17 protein-coding genes and 2 pseudogenes are annotated in these 14,501 nt (G+C 65.4%); 12 read left to right on the top strand and 7 right to left on the bottom strand.

The window, feature by feature from the left end; all coding sequences use genetic code 11:
- Positions 1–294 precede the first annotated feature (294 nt).
- From ACM61V_RS19365 to ACM61V_RS19350, 4 genes are all read left to right on the top strand, one after another.
- Positions 295–1,128 (top strand): NYN domain-containing protein, encoded by an 834-nt coding sequence (locus ACM61V_RS19365; protein ID WP_107396241.1) that lies wholly within the window; start codon positions 295–297, stop codon positions 1,126–1,128.
- Between the two features lie 101 nt (positions 1,129–1,229).
- Positions 1,230–2,441: a helicase HerA domain-containing protein gene (locus ACM61V_RS19360; RefSeq protein WP_107396242.1), complete on the top strand. Its 1,212-nt coding sequence runs from the start codon at positions 1,230–1,232 to the stop codon at positions 2,439–2,441.
- Positions 2,438–3,649, top strand: a complete 1,212-nt coding sequence (locus ACM61V_RS19355) for a hypothetical protein (RefSeq protein ID WP_419714542.1) — start codon at positions 2,438–2,440, stop codon at positions 3,647–3,649. The genes ACM61V_RS19360 and ACM61V_RS19355 overlap by 4 nt, the downstream gene beginning before the upstream one ends.
- 88 nt (positions 3,650–3,737) lie before the next feature.
- Entirely contained in the window at positions 3,738–4,556 is an 819-nt protein-coding gene (locus ACM61V_RS19350) for an N-6 DNA methylase (protein WP_419714541.1), read from the top strand.
- Here ACM61V_RS19350 and ACM61V_RS19345 read toward each other — a convergent pair.
- Genes ACM61V_RS19345 through ACM61V_RS19335 form a run of 3 tightly spaced genes read right to left on the bottom strand, consistent with a single transcriptional unit; the run spans position 4,553 to position 6,175 of the window.
- On the bottom strand, positions 4,553–5,362 hold the full coding sequence (locus tag ACM61V_RS19345; RefSeq protein WP_419714540.1) for a sulfite exporter TauE/SafE family protein: 810 nt from the start codon (positions 5,360–5,362) through the stop codon (positions 4,553–4,555). The genes ACM61V_RS19350 and ACM61V_RS19345 overlap by 4 nt on opposite strands.
- On the bottom strand, positions 5,341–5,856 hold the full coding sequence (locus ACM61V_RS19340; protein WP_107396244.1) for a rhodanese-like domain-containing protein: 516 nt from the start codon (positions 5,854–5,856) through the stop codon (positions 5,341–5,343). Before ACM61V_RS19340 ends, ACM61V_RS19345 begins: the two co-directional genes overlap by 22 nt.
- Positions 5,857–5,860: 4 nt before the next feature.
- Positions 5,861–6,175, bottom strand: coding sequence for an ArsR/SmtB family transcription factor (locus tag ACM61V_RS19335; protein ID WP_107396245.1), 315 nt, complete (start codon positions 6,173–6,175; stop codon positions 5,861–5,863).
- Positions 6,176–6,247: 72 nt separating this feature from the next.
- Between ACM61V_RS19335 and ACM61V_RS19330 the strand changes: the two genes are divergently transcribed.
- The 3 genes from ACM61V_RS19330 (at position 6,248) to ACM61V_RS19320 (ending at position 9,295) form a co-directional block, all read left to right on the top strand.
- On the top strand, positions 6,248–7,135 hold the full coding sequence (locus ACM61V_RS19330; RefSeq protein ID WP_419714539.1) for an MBL fold metallo-hydrolase: 888 nt from the start codon (positions 6,248–6,250) through the stop codon (positions 7,133–7,135).
- A gap of 117 nt (positions 7,136–7,252) precedes the next feature.
- Positions 7,253–8,122 (top strand): helix-turn-helix domain-containing protein, encoded by an 870-nt coding sequence (locus tag ACM61V_RS19325; protein WP_107396247.1) that lies wholly within the window; start codon positions 7,253–7,255, stop codon positions 8,120–8,122.
- A gap of 36 nt (positions 8,123–8,158) precedes the next feature.
- Positions 8,159–9,295: a GGDEF domain-containing protein gene (locus ACM61V_RS19320; RefSeq protein WP_419714538.1), complete on the top strand. Its 1,137-nt coding sequence runs from the start codon at positions 8,159–8,161 to the stop codon at positions 9,293–9,295.
- 14 nt (positions 9,296–9,309) lie between these two features.
- Here the strand turns inward: ACM61V_RS19320 and ACM61V_RS19315 are convergent, their stop codons facing one another.
- Entirely contained in the window at positions 9,310–9,801 is a 492-nt protein-coding gene (locus ACM61V_RS19315) for a MucR family transcriptional regulator (RefSeq protein WP_419714537.1), read from the bottom strand.
- Between the two features lie 181 nt (positions 9,802–9,982).
- Positions 9,983–10,492, bottom strand: coding sequence for a hypothetical protein (locus tag ACM61V_RS19310; RefSeq protein ID WP_419714536.1), 510 nt, complete (start codon positions 10,490–10,492; stop codon positions 9,983–9,985).
- A 58-nt stretch (positions 10,493–10,550) separates the two neighbouring features.
- Here ACM61V_RS19310 and ACM61V_RS19305 point away from each other — a divergent pair, with 58 nt between their 5' ends.
- Positions 10,551–10,841 carry a hypothetical protein gene (locus ACM61V_RS19305; RefSeq protein ID WP_419714535.1) on the top strand — a complete coding sequence of 97 codons (291 nt, stop codon included), beginning with the start codon at positions 10,551–10,553 and terminating at the stop codon, positions 10,839–10,841.
- A gap of 21 nt (positions 10,842–10,862) precedes the next feature.
- Here the strand turns inward: ACM61V_RS19305 and ACM61V_RS19300 are convergent, their stop codons facing one another.
- Positions 10,863–11,099, bottom strand: coding sequence for an acyl carrier protein (locus ACM61V_RS19300; RefSeq protein ID WP_419714534.1), 237 nt, complete (start codon positions 11,097–11,099; stop codon positions 10,863–10,865).
- A gap of 239 nt (positions 11,100–11,338) precedes the next feature.
- Here ACM61V_RS19300 and ACM61V_RS19295 point away from each other — a divergent pair, with 239 nt between their 5' ends.
- The 3 genes and pseudogenes from ACM61V_RS19295 (at position 11,339) to ACM61V_RS19285 (ending at position 12,918) form a co-directional block, all read left to right on the top strand.
- A complete protein-coding gene (locus tag ACM61V_RS19295; RefSeq protein WP_419714533.1) occupies positions 11,339–11,581 on the top strand; it encodes a hypothetical protein in 243 nt (80 codons plus the stop codon).
- Positions 11,582–11,667: 86 nt separating this feature from the next.
- Positions 11,668–12,613 (top strand): annotated as a pseudogene (locus tag ACM61V_RS19290) (hypothetical protein).
- Positions 12,610–12,918 carry a DUF3768 domain-containing protein gene (locus ACM61V_RS19285; RefSeq protein ID WP_419714532.1) on the top strand — a complete coding sequence of 103 codons (309 nt, stop codon included), beginning with the start codon at positions 12,610–12,612 and terminating at the stop codon, positions 12,916–12,918. The pseudogene ACM61V_RS19290 and the gene ACM61V_RS19285 overlap by 4 nt, the downstream one beginning before the upstream one ends.
- 256 nt (positions 12,919–13,174) lie before the next feature.
- Here ACM61V_RS19285 and ACM61V_RS19280 read toward each other — a convergent pair whose 3' ends face one another.
- The gene (locus ACM61V_RS19280) at positions 13,175–14,326 is read right to left on the bottom strand and encodes an IS110 family transposase (RefSeq protein ID WP_022684655.1); all 1,152 of its coding nucleotides are present in this window, start codon (positions 14,324–14,326) and stop codon (positions 13,175–13,177) included.
- Between the two features lie 61 nt (positions 14,327–14,387).
- Here ACM61V_RS19280 and ACM61V_RS19275 point away from each other — a divergent pair.
- Positions 14,388–14,483, top strand: a pseudogene (locus tag ACM61V_RS19275) (DUF3768 domain-containing protein); the annotation flags it as partial.
- Between the last annotated feature and the right edge of the window lie 18 nt (positions 14,484–14,501).

Genomic DNA, 14,501 nt, shown 5'->3' with positions numbered 1-14,501 from the left:
AAGCGGTGGAAGTTCCCCAGGCAGTAAGACGTCAGCTTGGTCTCTCGGGCGAACGCTCATGGGTCATCGTCACCGAATGGAACAGGTTCACTTGGCCTGGTTACGACATACGGCCGGTGCGCGGCCGAGAGCCGTCGATAAGTCATGGCTTTCTCCCCTCGGGACTCTTTCGACAGATCCGCGATGCCCTGATCGCTGCGGCGATCGGACGACCTGTCGATCGAGATCTCTGAGGCCGTGCGCCGCGCACGACGATGAAAGGCTGCAAAGAAGCGAATTGGGGAGGTACTGAACGTGGACAATGAGGATCGCGCACGCGGCACATCGGATCGGCGCATCGCGCTTCTCATCGATGCGGATAATGTCTCCCACACGAAGATCGCGGCAATGCTCGCGGAGCTCTCCAAATATGGCACCGCGAATATTCGGCGTGCCTATGGCGACTGGGCCAAGCCGGGCCTCAAGGGCTGGACCGACAAGCTGCACGATTTCGCGATCCGGCCGATCCAGCAGTTCAGCTATTCGACGGGCAAGAACGCGACCGACATCGCGCTCGTCATCGACGCGATGGAACTGCTTTATACGCAGAAGCCCGACGCGTTCTGTATCGCATCGAGCGATGGTGATTTCACACCGCTGGTCATGCAGCTCAAGGCCAATGGTCATGAGGTCTATGGCTTCGGCGAGCGCAAGACGCCCACGCCCTTCGTCAACGCCTGTACCACGTTCCTCTATCTCGATGGTCTCGAGGATCCGAGCCAGCCAGCGGCACCTGGCGAAGCCCCCGACACGCCTGTCGCGGCCAAAACCGAGACCAAAGCCAAGGCTAAGCCCAAGCCTTCGGCCGCCAAGGCCGCGGAAAAGACCCTGGCACAGAATACCAAGCTCGTGACGATCCTGCGCGGTGCCGTCGAAGCTTCCGCGCGCGAGGATGGCTGGGCGCTCATGTCCGCGGCGGGCAGCGCTGCGAAGCGCCAGGCCCCCATCGATCCTCGCAACTACGGCGTGAAGAACTTCACGGCGCTCTTCACCGCGACCGGGCTGTTTGAGATCCTCAAAGGCGAGAACGGACAGAGCTACGTCGCCGACAAGCGCAACAAGGATCGCACGCCACGTCCCGGCGGGTGATGCTCCCGGCGCGCCGATAGCGAACACAGGCGCCGGACGAGCAAAGGGAAGGGGGATCGAGTGGGCGGTGGCCAGACAGGCCGAGCCCAGGAGATCCCATCATGGCAACAGTCGTTTCGATCGACCCTTCCGCCGATCAATGGTCCGTGCCGATTGGCAAGCACAGCCGCGGCGCGCTCATGCTCAATCTCGAACGCCTGCTCGCGGGCCGCTTGCTGATCCAGGGCAGCAGCGGCGCGGGCAAGAGCCGAACCTTGCGCAAGATCATCGAGGAGGCCTTCGACTTCACGACCATCGTCCTGGTCGATCCCGAGGGCGAATTCGGCAATCTCGCCGCGCATATCGGCGCGACGTCGCTCAAGGGCTGCGAACTGACGTCGGACGGCCTGACGGCGGCCGCCGCGCGCGCCCGGCAACACCGGCTCTCGCTCCACGTAGATCTCACCGATCTCGACCCCGACCAGCGCATCATCAAGGCGGCCGCCCTGTTCGCCGGGCTGATCGGCGCGCCGCGCGAGCATTGGAGCCACACCGTCCTCGTCTGCATCGACGAGGGCCATCTGCTCGCGCCGCATCATGCGGGATCGGCCCGTGACGCGGAGACCCGCCGCCTCGGCGTCGCCACGCTCACCGACCTGTGCGCCCGCGGCCGCAAGCGCGGGATCGCGCCGGTCATCGCCACCCAGCGCCTCGCCAAGCTCTCCTCCTCGGTGATTTCCGAGCTGCAAAACTTCCTGGTCGGCCTCAACGTCTTCGACCGCGACATCGCGCGCGCCGCCGACCTGCTCGGATTCTCCGCCAAGGAAGCCGACCGGCTGCGCAAGCTCGCGCCCGGCGAATTCTTCGCCATGGGTCCGGCCATGTCGCCGCTCCCCGTCCTGGCCCACATGGAAGAGACGATCACCGAGCATCTCGGGGCGACACCCCGGCTGACCGCCGCCGCCGCGATCGACAGCGACGAAGCCGAAAGACTGCTCGACCTCTCCGCCCTGCGCGAGGTTTCGAGCGGCGGCCGTGACACCACGCTGACCCTCAAGGGCACGCGGGCGCTCGACGCGTTCCTCCTCGATCCATCCGCGCCGCACGCGGCCTCGATCATCGGCGCGCTCAAGCGCATCGCCCCCAACGCAACCACGGCAGACGACCTCTCCGGCCACCTCGGCTGCCCACGCGAGGCCATCGACAATGCGCTCGACATGCTGGCTGCGATCGCGGCAGTCGATACCATGCCGCGCGGGGAGGACCGCATCGCCCGGCTGCACGCACGGCTCAGGGCCAAGATCAGCGACATACCCGTGGTGGCGCTCGCATGAAGCCGCTCGATCTGGGCGCCGATGTCGTCGAGCTCGCCGCCGCGCCAGGCCCATTCACCCGACCCCAGCCGCTGCGCGAAATGGCCTGTCGTGCCGATGCCTGGACGCCGGCCGAGACCGAACGGCTCCGGACGCTCTTTCTCGACGACACCGCGATCGCCGACATGGCGCTTGCGCTTGGCCGGGGCAGGGCGGCGGTCGCCGAACGGATCGCTCTGCTCGGGCTTCGTCGCAACTCGGCAAGGGCCTGGACCGAACTCGACGACGGCGAGCTGACCCGCCGCTATGGCGGCGAACCGACCGCGACCATCGCTTCCGATCTCGGGCGGTCCTGTTCGGCGGTCTATGCCCGTGCGCGGATTCTCGACCTGACCGAGGGCAATCCTCCCGAATGGTCGCCCTGGGAAGATGCCCAACTCGTCGAAGGGTATCGCCGCGGCGTGCCGCTTGCCCAGATCGCGACGCTGATCGGCCGACCCTTTGGCGGCCTGTCGAGCCGGGCCGGCACCCTCGGGATCGTCCATGCGAACCATCCGCCCGATTGGTCCGCACAGGAAACGGCGCGCGCGCTGGAGCTCGCCGAAGCAGGCCACCGCTATACCGCGATCGTTGACATGCTTGCCGGTGAGGGCTTCCCGCCGCGCACCATCCGGGGCTTCGGGCTCGCGATCCGCAAGCTCGGATACGGCCGGGGCTGGGGTCGGGCCTGGACGCCCGAAGAAGACGCACTCCTCCAGAAAGCCTATGGCGAGGGCACCAGCCTGACGCCGCTGCGGCGGCAGCTCGGCCGCACATCCGGCTCGCTGCGCCACCGCGCCGAATATCTGGAGCTGCGCGGTCGTCATGCCAACCGCAACGGATGGCGCATCGGTCCGGACTGGACGGATGCCGAGGAGGCGCGGCTGCGCGAGGACTATGGCCGTGTTCCGACCAGGGTTCTTGCCGCGCGCATGGGCCGGACCAAGGCTGCGCTCACCTCGCGGGCAAACAGCCTCGGGCTCGTCCATGGCTACATCCGGCCGTTCAGCGACGAGGAAACGCGCGCCCTCGAGATCGCTTTCCGCACCGGGGTTTCGATCGCGGATCTCGCCGTCGCTCTCGACCGCAAAGCCATGTCGCTCAGCAAATATGCGACCAACCACGGCTACCAGTTCGGGCGCAGGCCGAGACGCACCGTGACGCTGGAGGCCCTGCTCGCCGCGGCGTGATTCCGCCGCCGCCAGCCGGCTTTCTCGGACCATTCATTCAGACAAAACGCATCCGCTTGCCCAGCGGGCCTGCGCTCGGGAAATCCTCATGCCGCCCCAGGATGGATACATCAGGAACGTCCTCAAGCTGTTCGAGGCCCATGGCCATCGCCACGATCGCTACACGCTGTTCTCCGATTGCATGGAGCTCATCGCGATCAGCATCTCGAACAGCGTCGACATCCGTTCGCGCGACCATCGGGAGGCACGCTATCTCGAGATCGTCGGCCGCTATGATCGCCCTACGGTCGAGATGTTCCCGCGTATCCTGGGCGAGATCACCATGGCGCTGGAAACCGCGCCGGGCGATGTTCTGGGCAGCATCTTCACCGCGCTCGAGATCCACAACAAGAACCGGGGCCAGTTTTTCACGCCCTATCCGGTCTGCCAGATGATGGCCGAGGTCACGCTTGGCGATGCCCAGAGCGCCCGGGCGTTGATCGCCGACAAGGGCTATGTCCGCGCGATGGAGCCCGCCTGCGGCGCCGGCGCCATGGTCATCGCGCTCGCCCAGGCGATGCTCGCCGCCGATATCAACTACCAGCGCCATCTTCACGTAACCGCAGTCGATATCGACCCGCGTGCGGTCCACATGGCCTATTCCCAGCTCTCGCTGCTCCACATTCCGGCCCACGTCATGGTCGGCAATTCGCTCAGCAACGAAGTCCGCGAGCACTGGTTCACCCCGGCCCATATCCTGGGCGGCTGGGGTGCCCGGCTTGCCAGCCAGCAGCCTTCCCGAAACGAGCCGATATCGGGAGCTCCGGTGGAACCGCGCGCCGGCCCGCCGCCTCGCTTGCCGCCCCCGCAGCCCCCCGCACCTGTAGCCGCGGCACCAGTCCGTGCCGAGCAGCTCAGCCTGTTCTAGCCCCAGGCGTTCTTCGCCGCCACATAGCTGCCAACGACGATCACGACCGCGGCGAAGACCTTTTCGAGCAGGCCCTTGTGCGCCGACAGGCCACGGCCGGCGGCGATGCCGACCGCCGAGCCGGCCATCCCGCCCACGACGAGCAAAGCCGCGATCCGCCAATCGACGAGGCCGGACAGCGCGTAGGACGCCGCCGTGGTCAGCCCGAGCGCGGAAACGACCACCAGCGACGTGCCGACCGCGATCTCGACCGGCATGGCGGTCGCGGCGATCAGGGCGGGAACGATCAGGAACCCGCCGCCGATCCCGAAAAAACCTGCGGCCAGGCCCACGCCGAGCCCGGCCGGAACGAGCCGCGGCAGGAGTTCACGCGCGCTGGCGCGCGTCAATCGCACCCCTGGGAACTCCGGTCGTCGCCGCCTGCGCAGCATCGACAACCCGACCCCGATCATCACCAGCCCGAACAGAGTCAGCAAGCGCCCCCCGTCGAACGCCTTCCCGGCCTCGGCGCCGATCGCCGCGCCAACGACGCCGGCCGCCGCGAAGACACCGGCGCAGCGCCATTTCACATTTCGCGCCCAGGCATGACCGGCGAGGCTCGCCAGCGCATTCGCCGTCACTCCGACCGCCGCGGTGCCGATCGCCATGTGCGGCGAGCGAAGCCCGACCGCGTAGACGAGGAGCGGCAGTGCGAGGATCGAGCCTCCGCCTCCGACCAGTCCCAGAACGAGGCCGATCAGAACACCCGAGCCGAGCGCGGCAAGGTCGCCAAGTCCCACGAGGATCAGGCCAGTCCGCGGTTCCACGGCATCCGCCGGAAGAGATGGGCGAGCCCGCACCAGCCCGTCGCTCCGGCGAACATCAGTCCGGTGCCGACGAAAGCGGACAGCAGCAGGAAAGCCGGTATGACGAACACCCCCAGCACGACCCCGAGCAAGACGAGGCTGCCGGCGGCAAGCTGCACCTGGCGTCCGATCTCCAGGGGCTGCCCGCGATCGATCACGGTCTCGAAGCCGCTCGCCTTCCACGCGTCGAGCCCGCCATCGAGCACATGGCAAGGCGCGCCCTTTGCCGCGGCCTCCAGGGCCGGTCCGCAGCCCTTCGTTCGCATTCCCGACCGGCAGTGGAAGATCAGCGGTCCGCTTGGCAGGGCCTGCGCGCCGAGGTCGGCGAGCGGAAGGTTGACGGCGCCCTCAATGCGCTCGCGCGCATATTCGTCCCTGCCTCGCACATCGATCAGCGTGGCTCCGCCCTGCAGGGCGGCACGCGCCTCAGCGGGGGTCATCGATCCGACGGCCATGGTCTCACTCCTTGCAATATAGGTCGTAGAGGCTCGCGAGCAGCGCCTGGACGCGCGGATCGGCGATCCGGTACCAGAGCGTCTGGCTCTCGCGCCGGAAGCTCACCAACCCCTCGTCGCGCATCCTCGCGAGATGTTGGGACAGCGCGGACTGCGACAGCCCGACATCGACCGCCAGATCGCCGACGGTCCGCTCGTCATGCTCGACGAGCTTGCATAGGACCATGAGCCGGCGACCGTTGCCGATCGCCTTCAGCACATTGGCTACGCCCTCCGCCTTTCGCTCGAAGCTGGCGAGATCCATCGGCGCTTTCAGCATCGCAGCTCACTCCATTAGGAGTTGCTAATGTAGCAGATGCTTATATATTAGCAACAGCTAATGGAGGTCCGAATGCACGTCGATCCCGTCATCGAAGCCTTTTTCGACGAGGCGACCAACACGGTCAGCTATCTCGTGGCCGACTCCGGGACCGGCATGGCTGCCGTGATCGATCCGGTGCTCGATTTCGACATGGCGAGCGGGGAGGGCGATGTCCGATCGGCCCAGCGGATTCTCGATCGAGTGCATGAGAAGGGCTGGCGGATCATCGCGGTGCTCGAGACCCACGCGCATGCCGATCATCTCTCGGCGGCGCCTTTCATCAAGGCCCGCACCGGCGCGTGGGTCGGAATCGGCGAGCATATCCGCGACGTCCAGCATATCTTCCGGCCGGTCTTCGCACTGGACGATCTCGTCCCGGACGGTCGCGACTTCGACCGGCTGCTGCGCGACGGCGAAACCTTCGCCGTCGGCGATCTCACCATCGAGGTGCTCCACGTCCCCGGCCATACGCCTGCCGATCTCGCCTATCGGATCGGCCCCAACCTGTTCGTCGGCGACACGCTGTTCATGCCCGACTACGGCACGGCGCGCGCCGATTTTCCCGGCGGCGATGCCCGCACCCTCTATCGCTCGATCCGCCGCGTGCTGACCCTCCCCGACCAAACCCGCCTGTTCATGTGCCACGACTATAAGGCGCCCGGCCGCGACGACTATCGTTGGGAGACGACGGTTGGCGAGCAACGCCGGGCCAACGTCCATGTTCACGACGGCGTCGATGAAGACGCATTTGTCGCGATGCGCGAGGCGCGCGATGCCACCCTGGCGGTGCCCCGGCTGCTCCTCCCTTCGATCCAGGTCAACATTCGGGCCGGCCGCTTTCCAAAGGCGGATGCCAACGGCGTCAGCTTCCTGCGCATCCCGGTGAAAGACCCGCGTCACGTCCTGACGCTCGTGTGAACACCGGCCTGTGGCGCTGCTCGAAACACCCTCCGACTTGTCCGCCACTATGTTCAATAGTGCTCACTTTGGCCGCAATTTTTGTAGCTTTCCGCAATAATCGCGCTATGGGGCCGCATGAATTCCAAGGACACGCTTCAGCTTGATTTCACGCGGTCGCACCGGCGACCCGTGAGCCCGGAACCGCGCTCTTGGCGCGGGTTTCGGGCCGAGCGGATCGTGCTCGATTCCGACGAGCCCTATGAGTTCCGGACGCTCGGCGCGACCCACTATCTCGCCCTCCACGACATGCGGCTCGACGACGGCGAACTCTACATCGATGGCCTGTCGCCCGTGCGCCGGACCGATCTCCGCGACACGCTCACATACGCGCCGCGCGGCTGCACCCTCGCGGGCTGGGCCAAGCCGCGCCCCGGCCCGAACAGCTTCACAGCTTTCTATTTTGAGCCGGAACAGGCGGCCGACGGCCTCGACGCGCGATATGCGCGGCTCGACCCGCGCCCCTTCGCCTATGCGCGCAACGCCGCGCTCTGCGCGACCATGAACAAGATCAAGGACGTCGTCTCTTCCCCCGATGCCGACAGCCTCTATGCCGAGGCGCTCTGCCTGACGGCCGCAATCGAGATACTCGGGGTCGAACAGCCCGCGACGCTGGGTCAGTTGACCAAGACCCAATTGGGCCGGGTGACCGACTATGTCGGCGCCAATCTCCACAGGCCGATCAGCCTCGACGAACTGGCCGGCGCGGCCGGCCTCAGCCGATCGCACTTCTCGCGCGCGTTCAAGGCGACGACCGGGTTGGGGCCTTACCGCTTCGTCACCGGCCGGCGGATCGACCGCGCACGAGCCCTGCTGGCGCATAGGGACGGGCCGGGCATCGGGGCGATCGGCCAGGCGGTCGGCTTCGCGAATGCCGGCGTCTTTCGCCGCGCCTTTCTGCAATCCATCGGCATGACACCCCAGCAATATCGCAAGGAGCGATGCTGACCGGGGGGCATCCAGTTACGCGTTCAAGGGGGGACAGTGGCCACAGACAGTTCATCAGGCTCATTGCTCGGCTGGCTCGGCTTTCGCGGTTCGCGCGCCGGGGACAAGGGGGGCGCCGCGGGGGCAGGGCGCGGCGGCAATCCCGCCACCAACATATTCCAGCAGGCACGAGCGCATCTGCTCGACGAGATCGGGTCATTCCTGCTTGCCTACGAGCTCGACATCACGCCGAATAATCTGATGGCCGCGCATGGGGCCTTCTCCGGATCCAATCCGGGCTTGGCCCGCCAGATCGCGCATCAGGTCGCCTCCGGCATAGGGATTACCCAGCAGTGGCTCGATGAGGTCACCGCCGCCGACCAGGTGGTCGACAAGCATGACGGAATCGAATTCCTGATGACCAAGCTCGAGACGACGCTGGAGAATTTCTCGAAGAACACGACCGCCGCTCGAAGCGCCACCTCGGACTATAGCGACGAACTCGAGCAGCATGTCGCCGAACTGGTTCAGGTCCAGGAAACCGGCCACATCATTTCGAGCCTTGCCGATCTCGCCAAGGCGATGCTCGAACGCACCCGTCACCTCGAGGCGGACATGCGTCGCAGCGAGGACGAGGCAAAGACGCTGCGCCGCAACCTCGAAAAAGCCAAGCGCGACGCCGAGGTCGACCATCTCACCGGCCTGCCCAATCGCCGCGCCTTCGAAACCGTGCTCGATCGCGAGCACAAGGAGGCCAGGGCCGCGCTAGACCCGCTCGTCGTCGCCTTCTGCGACATCGACCATTTCAAGCTGGTCAACGACACCCATCGCCACGACGCCGGCGACCGGGTCCTGCGGCTCATCGCCGAAATGCTCTCGGAGATCTCCGACGACAATTGCCATGTGGCTCGCCATGGCGGCGAAGAGTTCGTCATGCTCTTTCGCGGCGCGACCCTCAGCGAGGCCAGATCGCGGCTCGACGATGTCCGCGAAAATCTCGCGGACCGCAAGTTGGTCAACCGCAAGACCGACGAACCCTTCGGGCAGATCACTTTCTCCGCCGGTGTCGCCGACGTGTTCGACTTTCCCGATCCGCGATCCGCGCTCAAGGCCGCCGATGAGGCGCTCTACGCGGCCAAGCAGGGCGGCCGCAACCAGATCTGCCTTGCCGAAAAGCCCGCCCAGGCGGCCTGACGGCCGCCAGTTGCCTATTTCGGGGGCTGATCCTCGCCAGCCTTCGGGCGGCCACGCCGAGCTGGCGCCCCCTTGGTAGCCTTTGCTGGAGCCGACGCCGTCCTGGGCTTGCGTCCGAGCCCGATGCTCTTGGCGAGCGTGCGCCGCTGTTCGGCATAGTTGGGCGCGACCATCGGATAGTCCGCGGGAAGGTTCCACTTCGTGCGATAGTCGGCCGGCGTCATCTGATAGTGCGTCATCAGGTGACGCTTGAGCATCTTCAGCTTCTTGCCGTCTTCGAGGCAGACGATGTAGTCAGGCTTGATCGAAGCGCGCACCGAAACGGCCGGTTCCTGCCTCGTTTCCGCTGGTGCATCGGTCTTGCCAAGACCGCTCAGTGCCTCGTGAACATTCCTGATCAGGGATGGAAGATCCGATACCGCCACGCTGTTGTTCGTCACATGCGCGGCGACGATGTCGGCGGTCAGGGTAATCAGCGTGCTGTCGGTTTCGGACGCGTCGGTCATGTTGATCTGCTTTCTTCGAAGTCAGGAAAGCCCCGGACGCGCACTCGCTACCGGGATCGCGGCGTCTTGTGAAGCACGCAGGCCCTTAAAACATCGTTCGCCTCTCCCAAAGGACTTGCGGAAACGATTTATCGGTGGCGGCGACACCGGCAACATCTCCCAGCCCGAAATAATTGCGCGATCACAGGAAAGAAGAGGGGAATGGGTCGGGATGACAAGTCGGGGGGCGAAGCACCCCCGACACCCCCTCATCTCCGAGGCCTGCATGGACACCTCGCGCAGCCAGCGCTGGCGGGAACGGCGCGCCCTCTGGGCCACCGATTTCCGCCTCATCAATCCCCGAGCCTATTGCGCCGACATCATCGATCACGGCCTGGCGCGCGCCTTTATCGCCGAGCATCACTATCTTCCCACTTATCCCGCAGCGCAGGTCGCCGTCGGCCTCTTCGGGCGCTGCGCGCGGCTCGAAGGCGTCGCCGTCTTCGCCGTGCCCGCGACCGCTGCCGTCATCGCTCGCCACACCGGGTTCACCGACCCCACCAGTGGCACCGTGCTCGCCCGGCTGATCCTGCTCGACAGTGTCCCGCAAAATGGCGAGAGCTTCTTTTGCGCGCGCGCCTTCCGGCTGCTGCGCCAGGCCCGGCCCGGGATCGAGGCCGTCGTGTCCTATAGCGACCCCGAAGCAGGCCATATCGGCCGCGTCTATGCCGCCTTGTCCGGCGCACCGGGGTACCACGCGGCCGCGCATCGTGCTTCGTGTCGGCACTCGCACCATATCCGATCGCACGCTCTCGAAGATCAGGCTGCGCGAGCGCGGCATGGACGGCGCGATCGACCAGCTGGTCCGGCTCGGCCTTCCCGGTCCAGGCCTCCGCGAGGATCCTGCCGCGTGGCTCCGGCGCCTGCAGACCGAACAGCTGCTGACCCGACACCGGCACGCGGGCCTCTACACCTACTGCTTCGAGCTCACCCGCGACGCGCGCCGACGTGGCCTGACGCTGCCGAGGCTGCCCTATCCTAAGATCCTCCCGGCGGCGTGATTCTAGCGCGGCACCCTGGTCTCAGGCCTTGGCTTTCTCGAGATAGGCGATCGCCTCGCCGACGGTCTGAATCGTCTCCGCGTCACCGTCTGGTATCGAGACCCCGAACTCTTCCTCGATCCGCATGACCAGCTCGACGACGTCGAGGCTGTCGGCGCCCAGATCGTCGATGAAATGGGCATCGGGAACGACCTTCTCGCGATCGGCACCGAGCTGATCCGCCACAAGCTCGGTCACCTGATCGGCTATGTCACTCATCAGCTTGGTCTCCATGGTCTGCGCGCTCCGAGGTTCGAGGTCCGGGATGCCGGTGATCCATCGATTCCGGCATCGTTTCGTACACCGCGAACCACACGGTAGCGCTACGTAGAGTTACGGTTCCGCCCCGAGCGATCGCCCGGTTTCGTGCCCTTCAGGGAGACCTCTCCGCGCTCATCCTTGCCGCCATCTCGCCACGCGGCCCGGCGGCTATCCATCGCATAAGCAGGAGCATTGTGATGCATGTCGATTTCGAAATCCACGGAAGTTTCGAGGTGCCCGGCGGAACCCAGCCGGTCGAAGGACTGCCGAACCTCTTTCGCCTGCCGACCGGTGAGATCGTGTCGGTTCATCCGATGATAGAAATGGCCAGCGCCGATACCAGCGACGACCATCACGATCTGACCACCTCCGAGGCGGCCTCGTTTGGGGTCCACCTCCATCTCTACGATCGTGAGTCCAGCCTGCAGGACGCCGACTGACGCCGCGACATTGGCGACAAGTGACTGGGAGGAGAGGGGGAGGGCGTTCGGCGCGCAGATGGACTGCGCGAGAACGGAGCACCGCCATGCCCGCTGCCCAACCCCGCGACATCGACTATATACGCGTCGCCGAACCAGCGCCGGTCGTGCTCGCCTATGGCATCGGCGTCGACAGCACCGCGCTGCTCGTCGAGCTGGAGAGCTGCGGCACCCCGCCCGACCTCGTCCTCACCGGCGACCCGGGCGTCGAGAAGCCAGAAACCTACGCCTATCAGCGGATGATCGCCGCCTGGATGGCCGCCCGCGGCATCCCTTACGAAACGGTGCGCTACACGCCGCGCCGCTTCAAGCACTGGCCGCCCTATTACGACCTGCTGGCCAACGTCCTCACCAACGCGACGCTGCCGAGCATCTCGCTCGGGCGCCATTCGTTCTCTCAAATGGAAGGTGGCGCCCCAGGACGCCTTTCTCAAGCAATGGGAGCCCGCCAAGGCGGCCTGGGCACGTGGCCAGAAGGTAATCCGCCTGATCGGCTACGATGCATCGCCCGCCGATACGCGGCGCCATGCCCATGCTTCCGCGATCGAGCACGATCTCTTCGAATGCCGCTACCCCTTGCGCGAATGGGGATGGGACCGCGCTCGCTGCATCGCCCGGATCGAAGCCGCCGGACTTCCCGTCCCGCCAAAATCGAGCTGCTTCATATGCGGAGCCATGAAACCGGACGAGGTCCGGGCGCTGCCCGTCTGGTGCCTGCGTCTCATCGTGCTTGTCGAAGCGCGCGCGGCGCCGCGGCTGCGCACCGTCGAGGGGCTCTGGCGGCGATCGACCTCGACGCGCCCGGGCCGGATGACCGACTTCATCCGCGCCGAAGAACTGCTCTCCGCAGCCGACATCGACGCGATCATCCGCGACGCGCCCGCTGACCTCATCCGGTTCCAGGACGTCGCCGCCCATATTCCGCTCCCCGAACGGCCGGCGATGGCGGAGTGGCTCGAAACCTTCAACGCCGGCTTGCTGGAGGCAGCATGACAATCCCCACCACCGAACGCATCGCCCGGCTCAACGACCGCTGCCGGCAAGGTCTCGATCCCAGTGCCCGCATCATGGTCACCCGCAATTGCCTCGCCCGGCTTTCCGGCGAAGGCGAGGGAATCGCCGAGGTGCTCGCTCAGGCCGAACTGCTCGCAGCGGTCCGCCGCTATGCCTTCAAGCCCGGCGACGGACCCGAGCGCGACTTCGGCGCCTTCGACCTGCAGGACCAGCGGATCCTCTTCAAGATCGATTTGTATGATCCGGGCCTTGTCAAGATCGCATTGAACGGTTCCTTCTGTTGACGGGTTGGGAGCCCCCACACGCAATGCTCAAGGATTGGCTTCATTCGTTCCGAGGTCAGCTGATGCACTATCCGTGCATAGACTTGTATCCGGTCGCGGCCGTGCCCGCGCACCATAATCCGTATTCACATCCCCGGATCGAGCAAAGGCGGATGCGGACCAAACTACTACTGGGCGTTTTCAGGCGCCATCAACTTTCCCGGTCACACATCACACCAATCCGCGTCGCCTTATCGAGCCTGTTGCAACATAAGCATCAGGCGGCGCGGAGCTCGGCACCTTGAGGGACCAGACCGGTCTCCACAAAGCGCCAAAGCGCGATTAACAATTTTCGGGCGAGCGCAACGATCCCCACCTTTGCCGCGCGAGCGCCGTTGCCTTTGAACCGGTTGCGATACCAAACGGTCAGTTCGCTACTTGGCTGATATTTCAACCAACACCAGGCAAGTTCCACCATCTGCACACGTGTGCTTCGGTTACCGGCTTTGCTGATGCCCTGATCACGCGACACGTCGCCGCTGGCGAAGGGCGCCGGAGCTAACCCAAGGAAGGCCGCGACGTGTCGTCGGCTTTCGAACTTTCGGCAAAAAACCTCTGCAACCAACATTGCCGCGCTGTTCGGACCAATGCCCTTCAGCTGCTCAAGGCGAACCGCTTTCTCTCGGCATGGGAAGGTAGACTCCTCATGGAGCACAACTTCAGCGCGGTTCCGCTCGATGTCCTTGATCTGATCGTTGAGCAACGCGAGCCGTTCGAAACAGCGCTCAATTTGTCGACGAAGGTTTGGTGGCAAAGGCCGCCCATCGCCGGTGCGCGTGTCGTCGAGCTGTTTTGACCAGTCACCACCCTTGATGGCCTTGACAGTTCGTATGCCCTGTAATGCAAGTAGCCCCCTGATCCGAGAGATAATTCGGGTGCGCTCGTGCACGAGATCGCCGCGCTCCCGCATTACTCTGCGTGCGTCCTCTTCTTCGGGGGAGGGCACGTCCACGACCCGGCACACGCTTTTGTCGCCAGCGAGATAGGCTTTGAGGATCCCGATCATGGCTTCGGCGTCGATGCGGTCGGTTTTTGCGCGCCTGCCTCGCCGCGACACGAGGAAGCTGGCGGGATCCAGCACATATGTATCGATGTCGTTCGACCGCAGTAGCCTTGCGAGCCAGAAGCCATCATATCCAATCTCGAAGCACAGGCGAATGGCGGCAGGTTCACCGATACGATCAGCGGCCTTGCACTCAAGATTGCGAAGGTGACTGATCAGTTCCGCGCTGTTCCCGGCAGGAATTGTCCGTAGCGAAGGCTTCGCCGCTCCTGGCGAGAGCGAAGCAACAAGCCAGTTGCGCTTGCTGAGCTCAACGCTGACAATGACAGAAGTCTTGGGGCAGTAATCTGACGACGAGTTCTCCATGTAGCGTTCTCCGTGAGGTTTGACGGAACAACGGCATAGCCGATCCGGCCTGCATAGGATCTATTACGACATGGCCCTCGAGTTCGGGTCCGAGGACCCGGCCGACGCGTCGATCACGCGGCGCGTGCTCACGGTCATGCTCGCCGAGGACTACTGAACGCCGCCCGGCGTCCCC

Source organism: Sphingomonas sp. TX0543 (genome assembly GCF_048565505.1).
Lineage (GTDB): Bacteria > Pseudomonadota > Alphaproteobacteria > Sphingomonadales > Sphingomonadaceae > Sphingomonas.
Note: the sequence above shows the minus strand (reverse complement) of the source record. Positions and strands in the feature narration are given on the sequence as shown.

Coding starts and splice junctions, on each gene's coding strand:
- ACM61V_RS19360 (WP_107396242.1), top strand. CDS start 1,230: ATGGCAACAGTCGTTTCGATCGACCCTTCCGCCGATCAATGGTCCGTG.
- ACM61V_RS19355 (WP_419714542.1), top strand. CDS start 2,438: ATGAAGCCGCTCGATCTGGGCGCCGATGTCGTCGAGCTCGCCGCCGCG.
- ACM61V_RS19350 (WP_419714541.1), top strand. CDS start 3,738: ATGCCGCCCCAGGATGGATACATCAGGAACGTCCTCAAGCTGTTCGAG.
- ACM61V_RS19340 (WP_107396244.1), bottom strand. CDS start 5,856: ATGGCCGTCGGATCGATGACCCCCGCTGAGGCGCGTGCCGCCCTGCAG.
- ACM61V_RS19335 (WP_107396245.1), bottom strand. CDS start 6,175: ATGCTGAAAGCGCCGATGGATCTCGCCAGCTTCGAGCGAAAGGCGGAG.
- ACM61V_RS19330 (WP_419714539.1), top strand. CDS start 6,248: ATGCACGTCGATCCCGTCATCGAAGCCTTTTTCGACGAGGCGACCAAC.
- ACM61V_RS19325 (WP_107396247.1), top strand. CDS start 7,253: ATGAATTCCAAGGACACGCTTCAGCTTGATTTCACGCGGTCGCACCGG.
- ACM61V_RS19315 (WP_419714537.1), bottom strand. CDS start 9,801: ATGACCGACGCGTCCGAAACCGACAGCACGCTGATTACCCTGACCGCC.
- ACM61V_RS19310 (WP_419714536.1), bottom strand. CDS start 10,492: ATGGCCTGCTTCGGGGTCGCTATAGGACACGACGGCCTCGATCCCGGG.
- ACM61V_RS19300 (WP_419714534.1), bottom strand. CDS start 11,099: ATGAGTGACATAGCCGATCAGGTGACCGAGCTTGTGGCGGATCAGCTC.
- ACM61V_RS19295 (WP_419714533.1), top strand. CDS start 11,339: ATGCATGTCGATTTCGAAATCCACGGAAGTTTCGAGGTGCCCGGCGGA.
- ACM61V_RS19285 (WP_419714532.1), top strand. CDS start 12,610: ATGACAATCCCCACCACCGAACGCATCGCCCGGCTCAACGACCGCTGC.
- ACM61V_RS19280 (WP_022684655.1), bottom strand. CDS start 14,326: ATGGAGAACTCGTCGTCAGATTACTGCCCCAAGACTTCTGTCATTGTC.